Here is a 19,669-nt window from a genome sequence, read left to right as displayed (position 1 = left end):
GATGTCCCCTGCCCACGCCGCACCGCCGCCCACGAGCGACGAGGAGCACCTGCGGCAACTCGGCTACGAACCCAGACTGAACCGCCGGATGGGCGAGTTCGGCAACTTCGCCAGCTCCTTCTCCGTCATCAGCATCCTGTCCGGCTGCATGACGATGTTCGCGTTCGGGATGAACGCCGGCGGTCCCGCGGTGATGTTCTGGGGCTGGATCGGCGTCGGTGCGATGGTGTTGTTCGTCGGCGCCGCGCTGGCCGAAGTCACCTCTGCCTACCCGACGTCCGGCGCGCTGTTCTACATGGCGCACGCCCTCGGCGGCCCCCGCTGGGGTTTCCTGGTCGGCTGGCTCAACCTCCTCGGCCTGATCGGCGGGATCTGCGGCATCGACTACGGCGCCGCCAGCTTCGTCGGCGCGCTGTTGAACATGCAGTTCGGCTACGAGCCGACGGCGCTGGGCCTGCTCGGCATCTTCACGGTGGTCCTGCTGCTGCACGCGGGGTTGAACCTGCGCGGCGTGCGGCTGGTGTCGGTGCTCAACTCGGTCTCGGTCTGGTGGCACATTGGCGGCGTGGCGCTGATCGTCGGGGCGCTGGCCGTGGTGCCGGACCAGCACCGCAGCACCGGCTGGCTGATGACGCACTTCGTCAACAACACCGGCTGGAGCAACCCCGTCTACGTCAGCGCGCTCGGCCTGCTGCTGGCGCAGTACACCTTCTCCGGCTACGACGCGTCCGCGCACATGTCGGAGGAGACCACGCGGGCGTCGGTGGCAGCACCCCGGGGGATCGTGCGCTCGATCTGGGTGTCCTGGATCGCGGGCGCGGTGCTGCTCGCCGGCCTGCTGCTCGCCATCGGCGACTACGACGCCGTCCTCAACTCCCCGACGGGCGTGCCACCCGCGCAGATCCTCCTCGACGCGCTCGGCCCGACCGGGGCGAAGGCGCTGCTGCTGGTGGTGATCGTGGCGCAGTTGTTCTGCGGCAACGCGGAGACCGCGGCCAGTTCCCGGATGGTGTTCGCGTTCGCGCGGGACGGGGGACTGCCCGGATCCGGGCTGTGGAGCCGGGTCTCCGAGCGCACCGGTACGCCGGTGGCGGAGGTGTGGCTGTCGGTGGTGGCGGCGTTCGTCCTGGCGCTGCCATCGCTGTGGTCGCCGGTCGCCTACGGGGCGGTCACCGCGATCAACGTGGTGGGGATGACGCCAGCGTACGCGGTGCCGGTCTACCTGCGCCTTCGCAAGGGCAGCCCGTTCCGGCCCGGCCCGTGGAACCTGGGCCGCCGGGGGCGGCTGGTGGGCTGGGTCGCGGTGGGCTGGGTGGCGCTGGTGACGGTGCTGGTGTGCCTGCCGCAGTCCTACCCGGTGAACGTCTCCACCTTCAACTACGCCCCCGTGGCGCTGCTGGTCGCGTTGGCGCTGGCCGCGCTGTGGTGGCGACTGCGGGGCCGGTACGACTACGCGCCGCCCGTGCAGCAGTCGGCCGAGCTGGTCGAGTTGTCCGAGGAGGTCGTGTGAGCACGCCGGAGGGCTCGCTGGTGGACCTGATCGACGGTGGCGGCGTCGACTCGGTGGTGGTCGCGGTGGCGGACGTGCAGGGCCGGATGAAGGGCAAGCTGTTCGACGCCGGCACCCTTCGGACGCGCCTGGAGCGGGAGCCGGTCTCCAGCGAGGTGTGCGGCTACCTGTTGGGCACTGACTTGGGCATGACGCCCGCCGAGCGCGGGACGTGGTCGTGGGAGTCCGGGTTCGGCGACATCGAGCTGGACTGGCACGTGGAACGGGCGCGACGTCTGCCGTGGCTGCCGGACACCGCCCTGGTGTGGGCGACGCCGATGCAGAACGGCCAGCCGCACCCCCTATCCCCGGCGGGCATCCTCGCCAGGCAGGTGGCCGGGCTCGTCGGGATGGACCTGACTCCGATGGTCGGGCTGGAGTGCGAGTTCGTGCTGGTCGAGGGTAGTGAGCGGGACGCCGAGCGCTCGGGGTGGCGCCCGCGCCCGGCGACGCTCGGCAACCTGGACTACGCGCTCGACCTGCCGGGCAACGTCGCCGCCTTCCTGCGGGAGCTGCGGCGGATGCTCGCCGAGGCGGGTCTGCCCATCGAGGCGCTGAAGCTGGAGGGCGCGCCGGGACAGGTGGAGGTGACGTTTCCCTTCGGGCCGGTCGAGCGGGCGTGCGAGCAGCACCTGCTGCTCAAGATGGCAGCGAAGGCGGTGGCCGATCAGCACGGGATGTCCGCGCTGTTCATGGCGGCCCCGTTCACCGGCACCGGCTCGGGTCTGCACCTGCACCTGTCGCTGCACCAACTGGACGGTGGTGCCTCCGTGTTCACTCTCGGCAGCGGCGAGGAGCTGCTGTCCGAGACAGGTCGGCAGGCGGTCGCCGGGCTGCTGGACGTACTGCCGGTGACCGGCCCGCTGTGGGCGCCGACGGTCAACTCCTACCGGCGCCTCGCCCGCGACCATGGCTTCGCTCCGAGGAGGGCGACGTGGGGGTGGGACAACCGCTCCTGCGCGGTGCGGGTGGTCGGCCACGGCGGCAGTCGGCGCCTGGAGGTGCGGGTGCCGGGCGCGGACGCCAACCCGTACCTCGCGGTGGCCGCCGCCCTCGCCGGCATCCGGCACGGCATCGCGGGCGGCCTGGTACCGCCCGAGCCCGCCCGCGGCGACTCCTACCAGGACGCGAAGGCGTGGCCCCTGCCACGCGATCTCGCCTCGGCGGTCCGGGAGTTCGAGACGGACCCGGCGGTGGCCGAACAGTTCGGCGTGCAGGTGATCGCGCACCTGGCAGCCCTCGCCCGCCTCGAACTGGACCACCACGCACCCCTGGTGAGCGCCGCCGAGGTCGCCCGCGGTTTCGCCCAGTCCTGAGCCCCGGCCGGGCCGAACCACCCACTTCCTCCCTTCCCAGCACGGATCAGCACGTTGGAGAGCAGCATGGCCACCGCCGTCACCCCCACCCCCACCGTCCCTGTCGGTCTTCTCCCCGTCCTGTCGACGGTGCACCTGATCGACGTCACCGACCCGGGTATGGAGGGCCTGGCCCTGCACCTGGCCGCACGCGGCGCTCGGGTCAGCGGCAGCACCCGTCACGACGAGGTACACGGGCCGGTAGCGAACCGGCTCCGCGCGGCCGGGGTGAGTGTGACGGAGGGCCTGGCACCGCAGGAGATCAGCGAGTTGAGCGCGATGGTGTGGTCGCGGGCAGTCGTCGGCCCGCACCCCGAGCTGGACGCGGCTGTCGAGCACCGCGTCCCGGTGCTCGCCCGTACCCACGCCCTGGCACTGACCGGTGTCGGGTTCGGCGGCGGCAACGGGCTGGCGGCGGTGTGGGGCAGCCACAGCAACGCGACGGCCGCGGCCGTTCTCGCGCACCTCCTCGACGACGGCCGCACCGGCTGGATCCTCAACACCCCTGCGCTCGGCAAGTCGGCCGGGCACTACGGTGCCGCGCGCCTGGTCGTCGACCTCTCGCCCGACACCGCCACCCACGAGACGGTCCCCACCTCCCCGATCCGCCTGTCGCCCGGTGCCGTCGCCCGTCGAGCGCTGGCTCCCGCCGCGATGCTGGTCACTGCCGTCGACCCCAATCACCCGCACCACGAGGACCTGCCGACCGCGCTGGTCGCGGCCGAGCACCAGGCCCGCACCGCGGGTACCGTCGTCGTCCCGGACCTCTCCTGGTGGAACAAGCCTCTGGTGCTGCTGCGCGAGCGGCTGGCCGACCGGCCGGGCCCGGAGGTGGTCACCGTCGGCCCGTCCTCCCGCTGCGGTGTGCGGATCATCGAGCTGGAGGCGGTCGGCAGCGGGGGCTACTGGGCGGAACTGCGGCACGGCAACCGCCGGTTCCGGTCGGTGGTGCCCGCGATCGGGCTGCACCACGCGGTGATGACGGTCTGCACGATCGGCACCGCCCTCGTCCTGGGAGAGGACCCGGACGCCGTCGCCCAGCGTGCGTCCCGGTTCGACGGCGTCGAGGGGTCGATGCAGCACCTCGGCACCCGGGGCGGCGTCAGGGTCGTACGCTCCCGGGCCCGCCACGTCGCCGAGGTCGCCCGCGACCTCCAGGCCGCGGGTGAGCTCGTCGGCCGGGGAAAGGTGATCGCGGTGCTGGAACCGGACGGCTACGTCCGCACCCGCGCCCAGGCCCGCTCCCTGGGCGCGGCGCTCGCCCGCTGCCACCGCGCCGTGCTGATGCCGGTGGTCTGCGGGCTGCCGACGCTCGGCATCGCCGATCCGTTGGAGGCGCTCACCGAGGCAACCCGCGAGGGCCTGCCCGCCGAACGGGTGCACACCGTCCGTACCGGCCCGTGCACGCAGGCCCCCGAGGAGATCGCCTTCGGTCACGCGAAGGACGGCGACGTGGTCCTGATCATCGGAACCCACCGGGCGCCCGCCGTCGCCGAGCGCCTGCTCGCCCTCCTCGAAGCCACCCGCTGACCGCCCCTCACCCGACAAACGGTCCCGTGGCCACCGAGCTCCCCGTCCCGTCCCTGTCCACTCTCCACGTCAGGACCCGTTCATGCCCACCCGTACTACCGACACCCGGAACCTGATCGAGGACCACGCGCTCCTCGGCAACTGCCGCACCGCTGCCTTGAGCACTCCCGACGGCACGATCGACTGGCTCTGCCTGCCCGGCTTCGACTCGCCCGCCGTGTTCACCTCCCTGCTCAGCACCGACCCCGAGAGCCACGGTTTCTGGCGGGTCGGCCCCGCTTCGCCCGGCGCCACGCCGCCGCCCGCGGACCTGCGAAGCTACCTCGGCACCAGCACGGTGCTGGAGCAGACCTGGCACGCTCCCGGCGGAACGCTGACCGTCACCGACTTCCTCGTCGCGCCCGACGCCACCGGCTACGCGCCGGCCCAGTTGATACGCGTCGCCACCTGCACCGAGGGCGTCGTCACCGTCGCCTCCGAGACGGCCGTCCGGCCCGGCTACGGCGCGAACACCCCCACCGCCCGTCAGGTCACCCACGGCACCCCGCGCACCCAACTCGTCGACGGGGCCGACACCTACTGGCTCGACGGACCCGCCCACTCCACCCTCTTCGACGTCCAGTACGCCGAGGCCACCCTCAGGGCGGGCGAGCAGCGGGTGTTCGCCTTGACCTGGTCCGCCACCGGCGAGCCCGTGCCCGCCCCGCCGACCGGCCGCGAACTCGCCACCACGCTGGCCTGGTGGGAGGGTTGGGCGAGCGCCTGCACCTACAGCGGCCCGTACCGGGACGCCGTACTGCGCTCCCTGGTCACCCTCAAGGCCATGCAGGACGTCGCGACCGGGGCGTTCGTCGCCGCCCCCACCACCAGCTTGCCCGAGCGCCTCCTGCACGTCCCGTCCCAGCACCTGCCCGGCACCACCGACTGGAGAACCTGGGACTACCGCTTCTTCTGGCCGCGCGACACCGCCTGGTACGTCCGCGCCTTCCTGCACTGCGGGTTCGTCGAGGAGGCCCTCGCCTGGCGCGAATGGGTCCTCACCCACACCGACCCCCGGGCCCTGCGCCCGCTCTACCGGCTCGACGGTTCGACCGACACCGCCGAACGGATCCTCGGCCACCTCCCCGGCCACCTCGGCGTCGCCCGCCCCGTCCGCGTCGGCAACGGCGCCGACGGCCAGCTCCAGCTCGACGTCCCCGGCGAACTCCTCAACGCGTTCTGGCAGATGGAGCTGCACGGCCTGCCCGGCGGCACCGAGGTGGTCGAGTACGCGCTCCAACTCGCCCTCCAGGTCGAGCAGACGTGGCAGCAGCGGGACAGCGGCATGTGGGAGAGCCGCGGCGAGCCGCAGCACTACACCTCCTCCCAGACCTGGTGCTGGGTGGCCCTCGACCGCGCCGTCCTCCTGCTGCGCCGCTACGGCATCCACCCGGAGACCGCGGAGCGGCTGGAGGCCCTGGCCGCGTACGTGCGGATCACGGTGCGCGCAGCTGGCGCCGACTCGCAACGCATCACCCTCACCCAGGTGTACGGCGGCCAGGACCTGGACGCCTCCGTCCTGCACGCCGTCACCACCGGGCTCCTTGACCCCGCGGACCCCCTCGCCACCGGCACCGTGCAGGCGGTCGCCCGCGAGCTCGGCGGCGGCCCGCTCGGCCTGGTGGGGCGCTACCCCACCCGCGACACTGCGGTGAACATCGACGGCCTGCCCGGCCGGGAGGGCACCTTCCTGCCCTGCACGGCTTGGCTCGCCACCGCCCGGGCGCTCACCGGGGACGTCGACGGGGCCCGCGCGAGCATCGACGCGCTGCTGGGCGTCCGCAACGATCTCGGCCTGCTCGCCGAGGAGTACGACCCCGTCGACCGGCGCCACCTCGGCAACTTCCCGCAGGGCATGACCGCCGAGGCCGTCGTCAACGCCCTCCTGGCGCTGGACGCCGCGGAGAGGCACGCCGCGCCGGAGGTGCCCGTCCTCGCCGACATAGCCGTCTGACCCCCTTCCGGCCTGGCACACCACCGGACCGGAGCCGGCTCACCACCCAGCCCGAGAGGCAGAGACCCGTGCTCGACCTGTCCGACCCGCCGGTACCGTTGACGGTCCCGTCGCCGCTGTCGTTGCCCCGCTCGACGGGCCTGCCCGTCGCACGGCTGCTCGGCGCGGACGCCTGCGAGAGCGCCGACACGGACCGCGCCCACCGGAACGACCACTCGCACCACGGCCCCGGCCGCTCAGGCCGCTATGGCGGCCCGCAGCTCGCGCAGGGAGGCTTCGGCGCTGTCCCGGACGTCGGGAAGGGTCGTGCTGGCGCGCAGGATCCGCTGGAGCTGGTGCGGCAGCCGGTGGGCGGAGGCTCCGTCGACGGCGGCGTGGAGCTGTTCCCGTGCGCCCGCCCGGTCGCCGCGGCGCAGCAGGACCTGGCCCGCGGTGATCGCGGAGATGATCCGCCACTGGGTGCTGGCGTTCAGGCCCGGGTTCGGGGCGTGGTCGAGCAGGTCGGCGGCGACGTGGACGCGGGAGGTGCCGAGCAGTCCGCGCAGGCGGACCTCGTGGAGGGTGAAGGCGGAGAAGAGCGGGGTGGGCGCGGTTTCGTCGAGCAGCCGCTGCCCCTCTTCGACGGCGTCGTCGAAGGCCGCCGTTCGGCCGGCCGTTCCGGCGGCGCGGGCCAGCAGGACGACGGCTTCGGCTCGGGCGGCGGGCGTGGGGGCGAGGTCGCGGGCCTGGTGCAGGCGGTCGAGGGCGCGGGTGTGCAGGCCGGACTTGCGCAGTTCGTTGCCGTGGTGGCGCAGGGCGTGGGCGTGCAGCGTGGGGTCGTCGAGGCGGCGGGCGACGGTGAGTCCCTTGCCGGTCCAGCGGGCAGCGGCGGCGAGGCGCTCCTCGGGCAGGACGTGGCCGAGGGCGACGCCGAGGCTGGTGCGGGCCCGGGCGAGCAGGCGCAGGACGTCGAGGTCGGTGTGGCCGTCGGCGACGCGGGCTTCCAACCGGGCTACCAGCGGCCAGAGTTCGGCGACCGCGGTGGTGGCCTGGCCGGACCGGCGGGCGATCTCGGCCAGGCGCAGGACGCTCTCGGCGAGCTGGATCACGAGGCGGTGGTCTCCGTCGGCTTCGTCGGCGACGCCGAGGCAGTGCGGCGGCAGGCCGAGGCGCTCGGCGAGGGCGAGCAGCGAGCGGGTGTCGGTGATGGTCCGCGATCCGGTCCGGATGCGGGAGATGTAGCTGCGGGAGTAGCCGAGCAGGTCGGCGAGGTCCTGCTGCGTCAGGTCGTTGATCTCGCAGTAGAGCTGGAGGATCTCCGGGAGGCTTCGGCGGCGCAGGGCGCTCTGGGCCCTGGGCGTCGTCCAGTGCCAGCGGATCCCGTCGGTGAGCAGGCCGGGCTGCGGCGGGGGCACCGGTCACGCCCGGTCGAGGCGCTGGTACCAGCGGGCGACGGATTCCTTGTAGCCCCGGGGCATGGTGAGGGCGTCGACTTCGTCGCGGTGGAAGCGTCCGGCTTCCTTGTGCTCGTGGCTGACGACCGGTGCGCGGTCGCGGTCGTCGGCGGCGAGGGTGCAGCCGTAGGTGACGATGAAGACCTGCCGCCCGGGCAGCGGCTCGTACATCCACACGTCCAGCAACTCGTCGGCGGTGGCGTGCAGGCCGCACTCCTCGCGGATCTCGGTCTCGACGCGCTCGACGGGGGTCTCGGTGCCTTCGAGCTTGCCGCCGGGCAGCTCCCACTCCTCGCGCTCGTTCTTCAGCAGCAGCACGCGGCCGCGGCCGTCGACGACGACGCCCTTGACGGAGATCGGGAACCGGGCAGGAACGTACGGCTGCTGGGGAGGGGCGGTCATGCCTTCTTCCACGCTGATCGGTCGGGCACGGGCGCTTCGACGCTAACAGCTCGACCAGGGCGCGGAGCCCGGAAAACCCATGATCACTGTGTGACAGTTTGTCACTTTACGTGCAGCGTACGGGCCGTGACAGTGGTCGTCACCCATCTCGCCTGTCCGCTCAGGGGATTCGCATGTCATCGAACGCTTCCGTGAACGGCCTCACCCCGTTCGCCCTCGTGACCCCCGGCGGCGCCCACGAGGTGCGGGCCGTGTCCGAACGGCTGCGCGAGCACGGCGCGGTGTTGCTGGACGGCCTCCACGGGAGGGACGGCGTACGGGCGGTCGCCGAACTGCTGATGGACCCGGTCCTGCGGCACCGTGACAGCGGCCCGGACGGTCTGACCGCACTGCGCGACCTGGGGGCCTCGATCGCGGGGCGGTCGACCTTCGCGGGTCTGGGCAGGGGCGCCTTGGCTCCGCACACGGACTGCACGCAGGCGCAGGACCCGCCCCGGCTGCTCCTGCTGGCCTGCCAGCAGGAGGGGGCGGTCGGCGGAAGCAGCATCCTGGTCGACGGACGTCGGGTGCTCGGGGACGTCCTGCGGTTGGGCTCCGAGGTTCTCGCCGCCCTGAGTGCACCCCGGGCGGCGTACTTCGGCGGTGTCGACGGCCGGTTCGGCCCGGTCCTGGAGCCGCTCGGTGACGGCCGCTGGCACCTCAGGCACCGCGAGGACGCCCTCGCCCGGTTCTCGCCCGACGCCGTGCCGCACCTGCCCGCGCTGCGGGAGGCCGTGCGGCGCAACGCCGTCACCGTCCGGCTGCGGCCCGGGCAGGCCCTGCTCGTCGACAACCACCGCGTCCTGCACGGCCGCAGCGCCTTCACGGGCGAGCGGCTGATGCTGCGGGCCCTGGGTGCCGCGGCCGGGTGGCTGGAGCTCGAACCGGGCTTCGCCGCACCGTCGTCCTCCGCGGCCTGACCCGCCCCGGGGCCCAGCGGCCCCGACCACAAGCTCCTGGTGATGCGGTGCGCACTCCGCGCGCCGACGCCAGGTCCCGCAAGGGAGATCCGAAGGAGGAGCCCGATGGCTCAGAGCATCACCGCCCAGGTCCCGGCAACGGCCGACGGCGAGTTCGACCTGGACGTGACCGTCGTCGAGACCGTCGACGCGGCCAGCCTGCAGGTCCTCACCGACGACGGCTGCGGCAGCACCTGCGGCGCCTGCACCACCGGCCTGCACTGACCCCCGAAGCCGTCCGTGCGCCGAGGGAAGTTCCCCGGCGCACGGGCGGCACCACCCCGCCAGCACCGAAACGAGGTCACCGTGCCCCTCTCCCCGCCCTACCGCGCCGCCGCCGTGGCGCTCGTGCGTGCCGTCGCCCGGCCCGATCTGCCGGCGCACGCCCTGCCGGACCTCACCGCGGGGAGCGGTGGTTCGAGCGGTGAGCAGGAGCGCTGGCTGCGCGAGGTATGGGCGGACGGGCGGTTGGCCGAGGCCGTCGAACTGGCCAGTCCGGCGCTCGCCCGCAGCGTCGCCGACCTGCTGGCCGCCGAGCGGCCCGCGGCCGACCGGGTGCGGCGTGCGGCGCTGTCCACCGCCCGGTACGTCCTGCGGGCCCAGGGGCGTCCGACGCCGTTCGGGCTGTTCGCCGGTGTGCAGGCCGCAGCCGTCGGCGGCGCGGCCCGCGCCGACTGGGGCACGAGCGATCGGAGGAGCGCCCGGGTGCCTGCTGCCGGGCTCGCCGAAGCGATCGACCGCCTGGAGCGGCGTCCGGAGGTGTTGGCCCGGCTGGAGGTGGTGGCGAACAACACCGTCCAGGTCTGCGGGGACCGCCTCGTCGTCCCGCACCGCAGCCTGCCCGGGCCGGACGGCCGCGCCGTACCGGCCGAGGCCACGCTGCGCCGCACCGGGCCGGTGGCCTTCGCGCTGGCCACCGCCCGCCAGCCGCTGCGCTTCGGTGAGCTGGTGGACAAGACCGCCGCCGAGTTCCCGACCGCGTCCGTCGGCCAGGTCACCGGCCTCCTCCGCGAACTGCTCCTCCAGGGGGCCTTGGTCAGTTCGCTGCGCGCCCCGGCGACCGAGACGGACCCGCACGCCCACCTGCTGCGGGCCCTGGAGCGGGCGGGCGTCGGTCAGGTACCCGAAGTCTCCGACGCCGCAGGAGCGGTGGACCTGCGGCTGGACGCCGGCCTCGTCCTGCCGACGCGAGTGGCCGAGGACGCGGCCCGGGCGGCGGAACTGCTCGCCCGCCTGAGCCCGCTCCCGAAGGGCGCGGCGGCCTGGCGCGCCTACCACCAGCGGTTCTACGAGCGCTACGGGCGCGGCGCGCTGGTGCCGCTGCTGGACGTGGTGGCCGACAGCGGCATCGGCTGGCCGGACGGCTACCCGGGTGCCCGGCCGACCGAGCGGGCGCGGTTCGACGCCCGCGACGAGGCGCTCGCCGCCTTGGCGCAGCGTGCAGCGCTGGCGGGCGAGCGGGAGGTGCTGCTGGACGAGCGGGCGCTCGACGCCCTGGGCACGCCCGAGGGCGAGACCCGGTTCCCGCCGCACCTGGAGGTCCTGGCCCGGCTGCACGCCCAGAGCCCGCGGGCGCTCGACCGGGGCGAGTACCGGCTGGAGGTCACCTCCGTCTCGCGGTCGGCAGGCGTGTCGGTGGGCCGGTTCCTGCACCTGCTCGAACCCGCGCACCGGAACGCCTTCCTCCAACTCCTGGTCACCCTGCCGACGGCGGACGAGGACACCGTCAGCGCGCAACTCTCCTTCCCGCCGCTGGATCCGGCGACCGGGCACGTCGCCCGCAGCCCCGCCACCGGGCAGTTGGTGATCAGCCTCGGCGAGTATCGCGCACCCGCCGAGGGCGTCCTGGGCCCGGAGGACCTGGCGGTGGGCTGCGACGGCCGCCGCATGTACCTGGCCGCCCCCGAGCGGGGCGTGCGGATCGAAGCAGCCGCCACCCACGCGCTGAACCTGCGCACCCACACCCCGCCACTGGCCCGGCTGGTCACCGAACTCTCCCGCGCCCACACCGCGCAGACCACCCGCTTCTCCTGGGGCGCCCTCGCCGCCCTGCCGTTCCTGCCACGGCTGCGCTGCGGCCGGATCGTCCTGTCCCCGGCCACCTGGCGGATCATCGCGGCCGAACTCCCGCCTGCCAACTCGCCTCACCAGCAGTGGGACCAGGCGTTCACCGCCTGGGCCGAGCGCCACCGCGCACCCCGCTACGCGACGCTCGCCGCCGACAGCCAGGGGCTGCCGCTCGACCTACGCCACCCGTCCCACCGCGTCCTGCTGCGCGAGCACCTGCGCGCCGCGCCGCACGCCGTCCTGGTGGAGGCCCCGGAACCGGCCGACCTCGGCTGGACGAGCGGCCGCGCCCACGAGATCGTCTTCCCCGTCACCGCCACCCGGCGCCCCACCCTGTGGCCCGCCTTGCCCCGGCCCACCAGCGCCCGCCGACTGCGGCGCGGCCACGGCGACGCCCCTGGCACCTCCCGCGTACTGCTCGCCGCTCTGTACGGGGACGTGGAGCGCCAGGACACCGTCCTGGTCCGGCACCTGCCGGAGCTGCTGGCGCGGCTCGGGCAGCCGAAGTGGTGGTTCGTCCGCTTCCGTAACCCGCGCCAGCAGCTCCGCCTGCGCATCGCCCTCCCCGACCCAACCGCGTTCGGCCCCACCGCGGCCGTCGTCAGCACCTGGGCCGCCGAACTGCACAAGGCCGGGCTGCTGTCCGAGATCGAGTACCCCACCTCCTACCGGGAGAAGGGCCGTTGGGGCGACGGGACGGCGTGGGACGCCGCCGAGGAGGTGTTCCGCGCCGACTCCGCCGCCGCCCTCGCCCACCTCTCCACCCCCGTACGGCCCGGTCGGCACGCGCTGCTCGCGGCCCACGCCGTCGCCATCGCCGCCACGGCGCCGACTTCCGTCCCCCGGCCGGTGTTCACCGAAGCAGTGCGCCTGGCCGACCCCGCCGAAGACTTCGCCGCCCTGCGGGCCGAACCCGGTGGCACCGCGGTCGCCGACGCCTGGACGGCCCGGCACCGGGCCCTGGACGCCTACCGCCGCCACTTCCCCGGCCCGCACACCCACGGCGTCCGGACCGACGACGTCCTCGGCTCGCTGCTGCACTGCTCCTACGTCCGCGCCCACCGCATCGACTTCGACGACGAGGCGATCGTCCTCTACTTGGCCCGCGCCACCGCCCTCGCCCGCCTGTCCCGGGACGGTGACCGGTGAACACCCCGCACCCCGCGCTGCACCTGTCGGACCGGATCGCCGAGCTGCTCGCCGACCCAGCCGCCCTGCCCAGCACCTGGACGGCACACCCGTCCTGGCGCCAGTCCCTCGCCCACGGCGCACCCGGCATCGCCCTGCTGCACGTCGAACGGGCCGCCACCGGCCGGGGCCGGTGGGAGACCGCTGCCGCGTGGCTGTCGGTCGCGTCCTCCGGCCCCGTCACCCGCGGCCCGGACAGCTACCTCTACTACGGCGCCCCCGCGCTCACCCACGCCCTCGACTGCGCAGCCCGCGCCCGCCCCGGCGCTTACCGGACCGCCCTCGCCCACCTCGACCGGGCCGCTGCGGAGGACGCCCTGCACCGCTGCGCGCAGGCCCGGGCCCGCCTCGCCCGCGGCGACCTCCCGGCGCTCGCCGAGTTCGACACCATCCGCGGCCTGGCCGGCCTCGGCTCCCTCTTGCTGCGCCGCGAAAGCGGCGGCCGAGCCCTGCGGGAGGTGCTGGCCTGCCTGGTCCGGCTCACCGAGGACACCAAGGACGGCGGCGACGTGCTGCCGGGCTGGTGGACCCCCGACGGGCCCTCCGGGAAACCAGACGCACGCTTCCCCGGCGGGCACGGCAACAACGGCCTCGCCCACGGCATCGCCGGACCCCTCGCCCTGCTCTCCCTCGCCCTGTGCTCGGGAATGGAGGTGCCCGGACAGCAGGAGGCGATCCGCACCGTGCTGGCCTGGTTGGAGCGCCGGCGCAGCGGTCACACCTGGCCCTACTGGACCACCCGCAATCACCTACGCCCGGGGCTCAAGCTGTCCGCGCAGCGCCCGAGTTGGTGCTACGGCACCGCCGGTGTCGCCCGTGCCCAGCAGCTCGCCGCCCTCGCCCTCGACGACCAGCGGCTGCGTCACACGGCCGAGGACGCGCTCGCCTCCGCGCTGAGCAACACCGCCGCGCTGGCGGCGACCACCGACCTGTCCGCCTGCCACGGCTTAGCCGGGCTCGCCCACATCGCCCACCGGGCCGCCGCCGACGCCGACCCGCCGGGCGCTGCCCGGCTGCGGGCCGCCACCGCACTCCTGCTGGACACCGCCCACCCGCCGCGCACCGACCCCGACCGCCAGGCCCGGCACCTGCTCGACACCGCGGGGCCCGCCCTGCTGGAAGGCGCCGCGGGCACCGCACTCGCCCTGCTCGCCCCCGCCACCGGCACCGCCCCTACCACCGGCTGGGACTCCTGCCTCCTGACCGCCTGACCAAGGACGACCGATGACCACCTGGATCCAGCACGACCTCGCCTTCGCCGACCCCGCCACCGTCGAGCAGACCGCCGCCCACCGCCTCGCCCCCGTCCTCGCCTTCGCCCAGGACTCCGGCGAGCTGGAGGGCTGGTGGTACATGCGCAAGGCCGGGCTGCGGCTGCGCTACCGCGCCGACGCCCCCGTCCCCGCCGTCACCGCGCTCTTGCACAACCTCACCGAGACGGGGCTCCTCACCGGCTGGGCCACCGTGGTCTACGAGCCGGAGACCACAGCCTTCGGCGGCCCCGCGGCCATGGACGTCGCCCACCGCCTCTTCCACACCGACAGCCGCCACCTGCTCACCCGCGCCGCACAGCCCGGACCGCCCGCCCTCGGCCGGGCCGAGACCTTCACCGTCCTGGTCTCCGCCATGCTCCGCGCCGCGGGCCTCGACCAGTACGAACAGGGCGACGTCTGGGCCAAGTTCGCCGAACTCCGCGACACCCCCACGCCCACGGCCCCCGAACAGGCGGCCCGCCAGGCGGCCGCCACCGGGCACCTGATGCGCCTGAACACCCGCGCCCTCACCCACCACGACGCGCCGCTCGCCGACCACACCGCCTGGGTCGACGCCTTCGAGCAGGCCGGACAGGACCTCGCCCGCCTCGCCCGCGAAGGCCGCCTGGCCCGCGGGCTGCGCGCCGTCCTCGCCCACCACCTCCTCTTCCACGCCAACCGCGCCGGACTGCCCACCGATCACCAAGCAGCCCTCGCCGCACGGGCGTTGGACGCCGTCTTCCACTCCGACGAGGGCCCCGCGCCCTCGGCCACCACCCACACCCCAACCCCTAAGGTCACCCACATGACTACCCTCAGCAACCAAACCGGATCCGCCGAGCTGCTGCGCGACGCCCTCACCAACCGCCTGCTCGACCAGCACGCGATCCGCACCGCCCCGGTGGAGAACGCCTTCCGCGCCGTCGCCCGCGAGCACTTCCTGCCCGGCTTCCCCCTGCCGACCGCGTACGCCGACAACCCCGTCTACACCAAGGCCGACGGCTCCGGCGCGCAGATCAGCGCCGCCTCCCAGCCCGCCATCGTCGCCCTGATGCTCGAACAGCTCGCCGCCCAGCCCGGCGAGCGCATCTTCGAAGCCGGCGCGGGCACCGGCGTCAACGCCGCCTACCTCGGGCACATCGTCGGCCCCACGGGCCGCGTGACCACCGTCGACGTCGACGAGGACCTGGTCGACGGCGCCCGCAAGCACCTCGCCGCCGCCGGAACCACCAACGTCGAAGCGCTGCTCGGCGACGGCGCCCTCGGCCACCCGGGCGGCGCCCCCTACGACCGGATCATCGCCACCGTCAGCACCAGCGAAATGCCCACCCCGTGGCTGGAGCAGGTCAAGCCGGGCGGCCGGATCGTCCTGCCGCTGCGCCTGCGCGGCACCGCTTCCCGCACCATCGCCTTCGAACGCTCCGCAGACGCCTGGGTGTCCGTCGACGACCAGCTCGCCGTCTTCATGCCGCTGCGCGGCAGCATGGACGACGCCCGCCGCACCATCGACCTCACCGGGGACGGCGCCGTCACCCTCCAGGTCCACAAGGACCAGAGCGCCGACGCCACCCTGCTGTCCGGCGTCCTCGACACCCCGCGCCACGAAACCTGGACCGGAGTCACCATCCCCGGCGGCACCACCTACGAGTACCAGGACCTGTTCCTCGCCCTGACCCTGCCCAACTCCCTGCTGCGGATGGCCGTCAGCGCCGCCGCGCGCGAACGCGGCACCGCCGCGCCGATGTTCGGCTGGGGCGCCATGGCCACCGTCCAGGGCGCCTCCCTGGCCTACCTCACCCTGCGCCCCGGCGAGCCCACCGCCGAGGGCCGCAAGACCTACGAGACCGGCGTGATCGGCCACGGCCCCGACGCCGCCGCCCTCGCCGACCTCGTCTCCCAGCAGATCCGCACCTGGGACACGAACTTCCGCGACCGCACCCCGCGCATCGCCCTGCCCGACACCCCGCCCACCGCCGACCCGGCCGCCGGACGCTTCGTCCTGGAGCGCCCCCGCCACCCGATCACCGTCACCTGGCAGTAGCCGCCGTGCACCCGACCGGACCCACCGCCCAGCGCTTCCCACTGGTCCCCAGGATCCGGCCCGCGTGCCTGCTCCTGAACGCCCGTGTCGGCCGGCTCACCGAGCTGGCCGACACGGCCGCCCGGCAGAACGACGCGGGCCTCGCCTCCACCGTCCTCAACCAGGCCGCCCTCCTCGCCTCCGACCTCGACCTGCCCGCCGACGCCCGCGCCCTGTGCCACCGCCACGCCACCCTCCACCTCACCCGCGGCCCCCTGACCTCGGCGGGCGCCATCCGCGGCCTGGAACCCCTCGTCAACCTCGCCCGCCTCCACCTGCGCGCCGGCCGCCACCGACACGGCCACCAACTCCTCCTCGACCTCTACCGCGCCGTCACCACCGCCACCGAAACCACCCTCGACGGCATCACCGTCCCCGCCCGCCTCACCGCAACCGACCAGCAACGCAACGAAGCCCGCCAGTGGCTCTGGCGGGTCGTCCTCGCCGACGGCACCCGCGCCCTCACCGCCGCCGGCCGCTGGCAGGACGCCCTGCACCATCTCAAGGAGCACCGCGGCATCGGCCGCCGCCTCCTCGACGGCCGCCAGACCGCCGTCCTCGCCGCCGCCACCACCGGCGACCACCCCGCCGCCCTCGCCCTCCTGCACGACACCGAACCCGGCGCCCCCTGGGAGGACGCCGTCACCGCCGCCCTCACCGCCCTGTGCCGCCCCGGCGACCAGCACGCCGCCGACCACGCCGCCGACCTGTGGACCGACCTCGAACCGGGCGACGGCCTCGCGGTGTTCACCACCCGCCTCGCCCTCACCGTCCTCGACACCATGCCGTCCGGCGCGTCGGTTGCCCGAAACCTCGTTCGATCCATCATCAGTCGAACGAATGAAACAGGCGACGGCTACGCCCTGCGCGACCTCCTCGCCCATCCTGGCGCTCGCGCCGCCCTGGACGCCGAGCAGGCAACCGCCCTCGAACAGGCTCTCGCCGCCTGCGCGCTGGGAAGCCGCAGCATGCCCGAGAAGGTCCGTAGGCAGCTGGATACCGCGGTGGACGGTGCTGCCGGGGTGCTCGAAAACGCACCCTTCGACCCGGGCACGCCCGGAAGCGACCCGCTTGAACGGCGCCCGTCCGATGCCCGACCATCGGACCCCCGAGCACTCCCGTCGAGCACTGAACACGCCTTGGAGTACTGAGACTTGCCGTCCACGGCCGACGCGGCCGGTCCGTCCCGTGACACCGGATTCGGAGCCCCGATTTGCCTGCCACCCCCGCGGAGATCGCCGCAACGACCCTCGCCTACCTCCAGCGCCACCCCGGTGAACGCGCCCGGCTCCAGCCGCTGCTGGACCTGCTGGCCACCGCGCCTGAACCAACCAGCCGCGCCACGCTGCCCGCACACGTCACCTGCAGCGGCGTCGTCGTCGACCGCGACCTGCGCGTCCTGCACATTCACCACCGGGCCACGGGGCTGGTGCTGTGCCCGGGCGGCCACGGCGAACCCGCCGACGGGAGCCTGCTGGCGACCGCGGTCCGCGAAGTCGCCGAGGAAGTCGGAATCCCACCCAGGGCGCTCTGCCTGACGCCGGAGCTGCTGGACGCTCCCGTGGACATCGACGTCAATGAGATCGACGCGAACCCGGACAAGGGCGAAGGCGCTCACCGGCACTACGACTTCCGCTTCGTCTTCTACCTCGCCGACAGCCAGCTGTCACCCGTCAGCCTCCAGGGGGCGGAGGTCACCGGGGCCGAGTGGCGCCTGCTCGCCGAGACCTCCTCGCCCGAGCTGCGCGCCAAGCTCCTGGCTGCGGGCCTGACCGGTCGGCCCGAGCCGGTGAACGCCTCTGCCGTCGTCCACAACGGCCGCGGTGAGTACCTGCTGCACCTGCGCGACAATTTCGCACATATCTGGGCGCCTGGTGAGTGGAGTCTGCTCGGCGGCGGCCGGGAGGCGGGCGACGACACGACCGAAGCGACGCTGCGACGCGAACTCGCCGAGGAAGTCCCCGGGCTGCACCTCGGTGCGGTCGAGCCGCTGACCGTCGAGTGGACCACCGACCGCCGCGGTCTGGCCGTCCCGATCCAGATCTTCACCGCCCGCTGGGACGGCCACCCCGACACCGCGGACCTGCGCGAGGGCGTCCTCGTGCACTGGTTCCGCCCCGACGACCTGCACCGCATCCACCTGCGCGACTCCACCCGCCACCTCCTCCAGGAGCACGCCGCCACGCGACCGCCCGCGCCCCGAACCCGGCCCGACGCACGCCCAGCCTTCGACCCGCTCGACCGGGCCCGGGCGGAGGGCATTGAACGCACCTCCAGCAGCGTCCTGCTCACCGACCCGAACGGGCGCGTCCTGCTGCTGCGCCGCGCGCCCGGCGCCCTGCAGGCGGGGCTGTGGGAGCCGCCCGGCGGCGGAACGGAACCGGGCGAGGACCTCGTCGCGGCCGGACTGCGTGAGCTGGACGAGGAGGCAGGCATCGCGCACGTCCGCGTCACCGCCTACCTCGGCTTCGAGGACTACACCAACTCGCGTGGAGCCCGCACCCGCGCGTTCGTGATCGCCGCCCACCTCGACCACCCCCGGGAGGTGCGGCTGTCGCCCGAGCACGACCAGCACCGCTGGGTCCTGCCCTCCGACCTGCCGGAGCCGATCGCCGCCCACGAAGCGGACCTGATCCGGCGCCACACCGCGCCGCCGCCCGCCCTGCCCGGGCACCGGCCGCTGCCCGCCTACCTGCCCACCATCCCCGCCGCCCCGATGTGGGGCTCCGTCTTCTTCACCACCCAGGACGGCAAGGCCGTGCTGCTGCGCGCCACCGACCCGGCCAAGGGCCTCCAGTGGGCGGGCGGCGACGTCGAGTTCACCGACCCCAGCCCCCTGCACACCGCGGTGCGCGAGTGCTTCGAGGAGACCGGCATCCTCCTGCCGCCCGACCCGGACCGGCTGCCCCTGCTGGCCACCGTCTTCGAACAGCCCGGGGGCGGCTGGCCCGCCAAGGTCGGCTTCGCCTTCCACGGCGGCACACTGACCCCCGCACAGCTCGCCGGGATCCGCCTCGACCCCGCCGAGCACACCGAAGTCGTCCTGCTGACCCGCGACGAACTGGCCGCCCGGACCGACCCCCGCCGCACCCAGCTCACCCTCGCCGTCCTGGACGCGGTCCGCACCGGCGTACCCGCCTACGTCCTCCGCTGACACCGGACCGCCCTGCCGCTGCCGCACACCCGACCCGCTGCTGTCCGGAGACCCGATTCGATGACCACTCTGTCGCCCCCGCCCGAGCTGCCGGCCTGGGCCACCGGGTGGCTGCCGCTGCCGCCGGGCGCGCCGCCCGGGCCGGGCCGCCGCCGCACCGCGGTCCTCGCCTCGCCCGTTCCGGCGGAGCGCGGCTTCTGGGTGGCACTCGGCCACCTGCTGCCCGGGGTGCGGCGCCACTGGCGGGCGCCGGGCACCGACGAGGAAGCGGTGATGCTCGTCGACGGCGCCGGCTCGCGGGCCGGGGTCGCCCCGGACGGCTCGCAGGCCGTCGAGTGGAGCTCGCGCGCCCTGTGGGCGGAGACCGAGGCGGTGCACGCGCGGTGGGCGGCGGCGGGCAGGCCCGCCGTGTACGGGGTGGAGTTCGCCGGTCACCGGATACGGGTGGCCGGCGGAACGGGTCTGTCCTGGGAGCTGCCCGTGGCCTGAGAACCCAGCAGCCCGACGACCCGCTTGCCCGTTGGAGGACCGAGCAGCCGTCGGGCGTCCGGAATCAAGAACCCCCTCTTTACTGGTCATTTCAAAATGAGTTTGACCGAGGGCTTGGCAGTTGAGGGGCGAGGCGGCAGAGTGCTGCATATGCCGGATGATCTTGTGCCAGATGACC

At 74.3% G+C, this 19,669-nt stretch carries 14 protein-coding genes; 12 read left to right on the top strand and 2 right to left on the bottom strand.

Annotated elements, in window-relative coordinates:
• The first annotated feature begins 1 nt into the window (after position 1).
• The 4 genes from OO57_RS12250 to OO57_RS12235 all read left to right on the top strand — a co-directional run bounded on the left by OO57_RS12250 (position 2) and on the right by OO57_RS12235 (position 6,427).
• Positions 2-1,510, top strand: coding sequence for an amino acid permease (locus tag OO57_RS12250; protein ID WP_033252421.1), 1,509 nt, complete (start codon positions 2-4; stop codon positions 1,508-1,510).
• Complete coding sequence (locus OO57_RS12245) at positions 1,507-2,865, top strand: glutamine synthetase family protein (protein ID WP_033252420.1); 1,359 nt, start codon at positions 1,507-1,509, stop codon at positions 2,863-2,865. Before OO57_RS12250 ends, OO57_RS12245 begins: the two co-directional genes overlap by 4 nt.
• Positions 2,866-2,931: 66 nt before the next feature.
• Complete coding sequence (locus OO57_RS12240; RefSeq protein WP_033252419.1) at positions 2,932-4,434, top strand: Mur ligase domain-containing protein; 1,503 nt, start codon at positions 2,932-2,934, stop codon at positions 4,432-4,434.
• 82 nt (positions 4,435-4,516) lie between these two features.
• Entirely contained in the window at positions 4,517-6,427 is a 1,911-nt protein-coding gene (locus OO57_RS12235; protein WP_033252418.1) for a glycoside hydrolase family 15 protein, read from the top strand.
• 236 nt (positions 6,428-6,663) lie between these two features.
• Here the strand turns inward: OO57_RS12235 and OO57_RS42455 are convergent, their stop codons facing one another.
• Entirely contained in the window at positions 6,664-7,821 is a 1,158-nt protein-coding gene (locus OO57_RS42455; RefSeq protein WP_199811246.1) for a helix-turn-helix domain-containing protein, read from the bottom strand.
• Positions 7,822-7,824: 3 nt separating this feature from the next.
• Positions 7,825-8,262, bottom strand: coding sequence for an NUDIX hydrolase (locus OO57_RS12225; protein ID WP_033252417.1), 438 nt, complete (start codon positions 8,260-8,262; stop codon positions 7,825-7,827).
• Positions 8,263-8,435: 173 nt separating this feature from the next.
• Here OO57_RS12225 and OO57_RS12220 point away from each other — a divergent pair, with 173 nt between their 5' ends.
• From OO57_RS12220 to OO57_RS12190, 8 genes are all read left to right on the top strand, one after another.
• Entirely contained in the window at positions 8,436-9,221 is a 786-nt protein-coding gene (locus OO57_RS12220; protein WP_081973631.1) for a TauD/TfdA family dioxygenase, read from the top strand.
• Positions 9,222-9,326: 105 nt separating this feature from the next.
• Positions 9,327-9,485 (top strand): FxLD family lanthipeptide, encoded by a 159-nt coding sequence (locus tag OO57_RS40955; protein WP_081973630.1) that lies wholly within the window; start codon positions 9,327-9,329, stop codon positions 9,483-9,485.
• 81 nt (positions 9,486-9,566) lie between these two features.
• Complete coding sequence (locus OO57_RS12215) at positions 9,567-12,476, top strand: lantibiotic dehydratase (RefSeq protein WP_081973629.1); 2,910 nt, start codon at positions 9,567-9,569, stop codon at positions 12,474-12,476.
• Positions 12,473-13,726 carry a lanthionine synthetase LanC family protein gene (locus tag OO57_RS12210; protein WP_033252416.1) on the top strand — a complete coding sequence of 418 codons (1,254 nt, stop codon included), beginning with the start codon at positions 12,473-12,475 and terminating at the stop codon, positions 13,724-13,726. Before OO57_RS12215 ends, OO57_RS12210 begins: the two co-directional genes overlap by 4 nt.
• 13 nt (positions 13,727-13,739) lie before the next feature.
• Positions 13,740-15,809 carry a methyltransferase, FxLD system gene (gene fxlM, locus OO57_RS12205; RefSeq protein WP_033252415.1) on the top strand — a complete coding sequence of 690 codons (2,070 nt, stop codon included), beginning with the start codon at positions 13,740-13,742 and terminating at the stop codon, positions 15,807-15,809.
• 5 nt (positions 15,810-15,814) lie between these two features.
• Positions 15,815-16,999, top strand: coding sequence for a hypothetical protein (locus OO57_RS43760; RefSeq protein ID WP_033252414.1), 1,185 nt, complete (start codon positions 15,815-15,817; stop codon positions 16,997-16,999).
• Between the two features lie 62 nt (positions 17,000-17,061).
• A complete protein-coding gene (locus OO57_RS40375; RefSeq protein WP_063737544.1) occupies positions 17,062-19,002 on the top strand; it encodes an NUDIX domain-containing protein in 1,941 nt (646 codons plus the stop codon).
• A gap of 60 nt (positions 19,003-19,062) precedes the next feature.
• Positions 19,063-19,491: a hypothetical protein gene (locus OO57_RS12190; protein WP_033252413.1), complete on the top strand. Its 429-nt coding sequence runs from the start codon at positions 19,063-19,065 to the stop codon at positions 19,489-19,491.
• Positions 19,492-19,669: the final 178 nt, after the last annotated feature.

The organism is Kitasatospora phosalacinea, assembly GCF_000717185.1.
Taxonomy (GTDB): Bacteria; Actinomycetota; Actinomycetes; order Streptomycetales; family Streptomycetaceae; genus Kitasatospora; species Kitasatospora phosalacinea_A.
Note: the sequence above shows the minus strand (reverse complement) of the source record. Positions and strands in the feature narration are given on the sequence as shown.

Excerpts from the sequence above, each read along its gene's own strand:
- OO57_RS40955 (WP_081973630.1), top strand. The coding sequence starts at position 9,327 with ATGGCTCAGAGCATCACCGCCCAGGTCCCGGCAACGGCCGACGGCGAG.
- OO57_RS12225 (WP_033252417.1), bottom strand. The coding sequence starts at position 8,262 with ATGACCGCCCCTCCCCAGCAGCCGTACGTTCCTGCCCGGTTCCCGATC.
- fxlM (WP_033252415.1), top strand. The coding sequence starts at position 13,740 with ATGACCACCTGGATCCAGCACGACCTCGCCTTCGCCGACCCCGCCACC.
- OO57_RS12240 (WP_033252419.1), top strand. The coding sequence starts at position 2,932 with ATGGCCACCGCCGTCACCCCCACCCCCACCGTCCCTGTCGGTCTTCTC.
- OO57_RS12235 (WP_033252418.1), top strand. The coding sequence starts at position 4,517 with ATGCCCACCCGTACTACCGACACCCGGAACCTGATCGAGGACCACGCG.
- OO57_RS12250 (WP_033252421.1), top strand. The coding sequence starts at position 2 with ATGTCCCCTGCCCACGCCGCACCGCCGCCCACGAGCGACGAGGAGCAC.
- OO57_RS12190 (WP_033252413.1), top strand. The coding sequence starts at position 19,063 with ATGACCACTCTGTCGCCCCCGCCCGAGCTGCCGGCCTGGGCCACCGGG.
- OO57_RS12220 (WP_081973631.1), top strand. The coding sequence starts at position 8,436 with ATGTCATCGAACGCTTCCGTGAACGGCCTCACCCCGTTCGCCCTCGTG.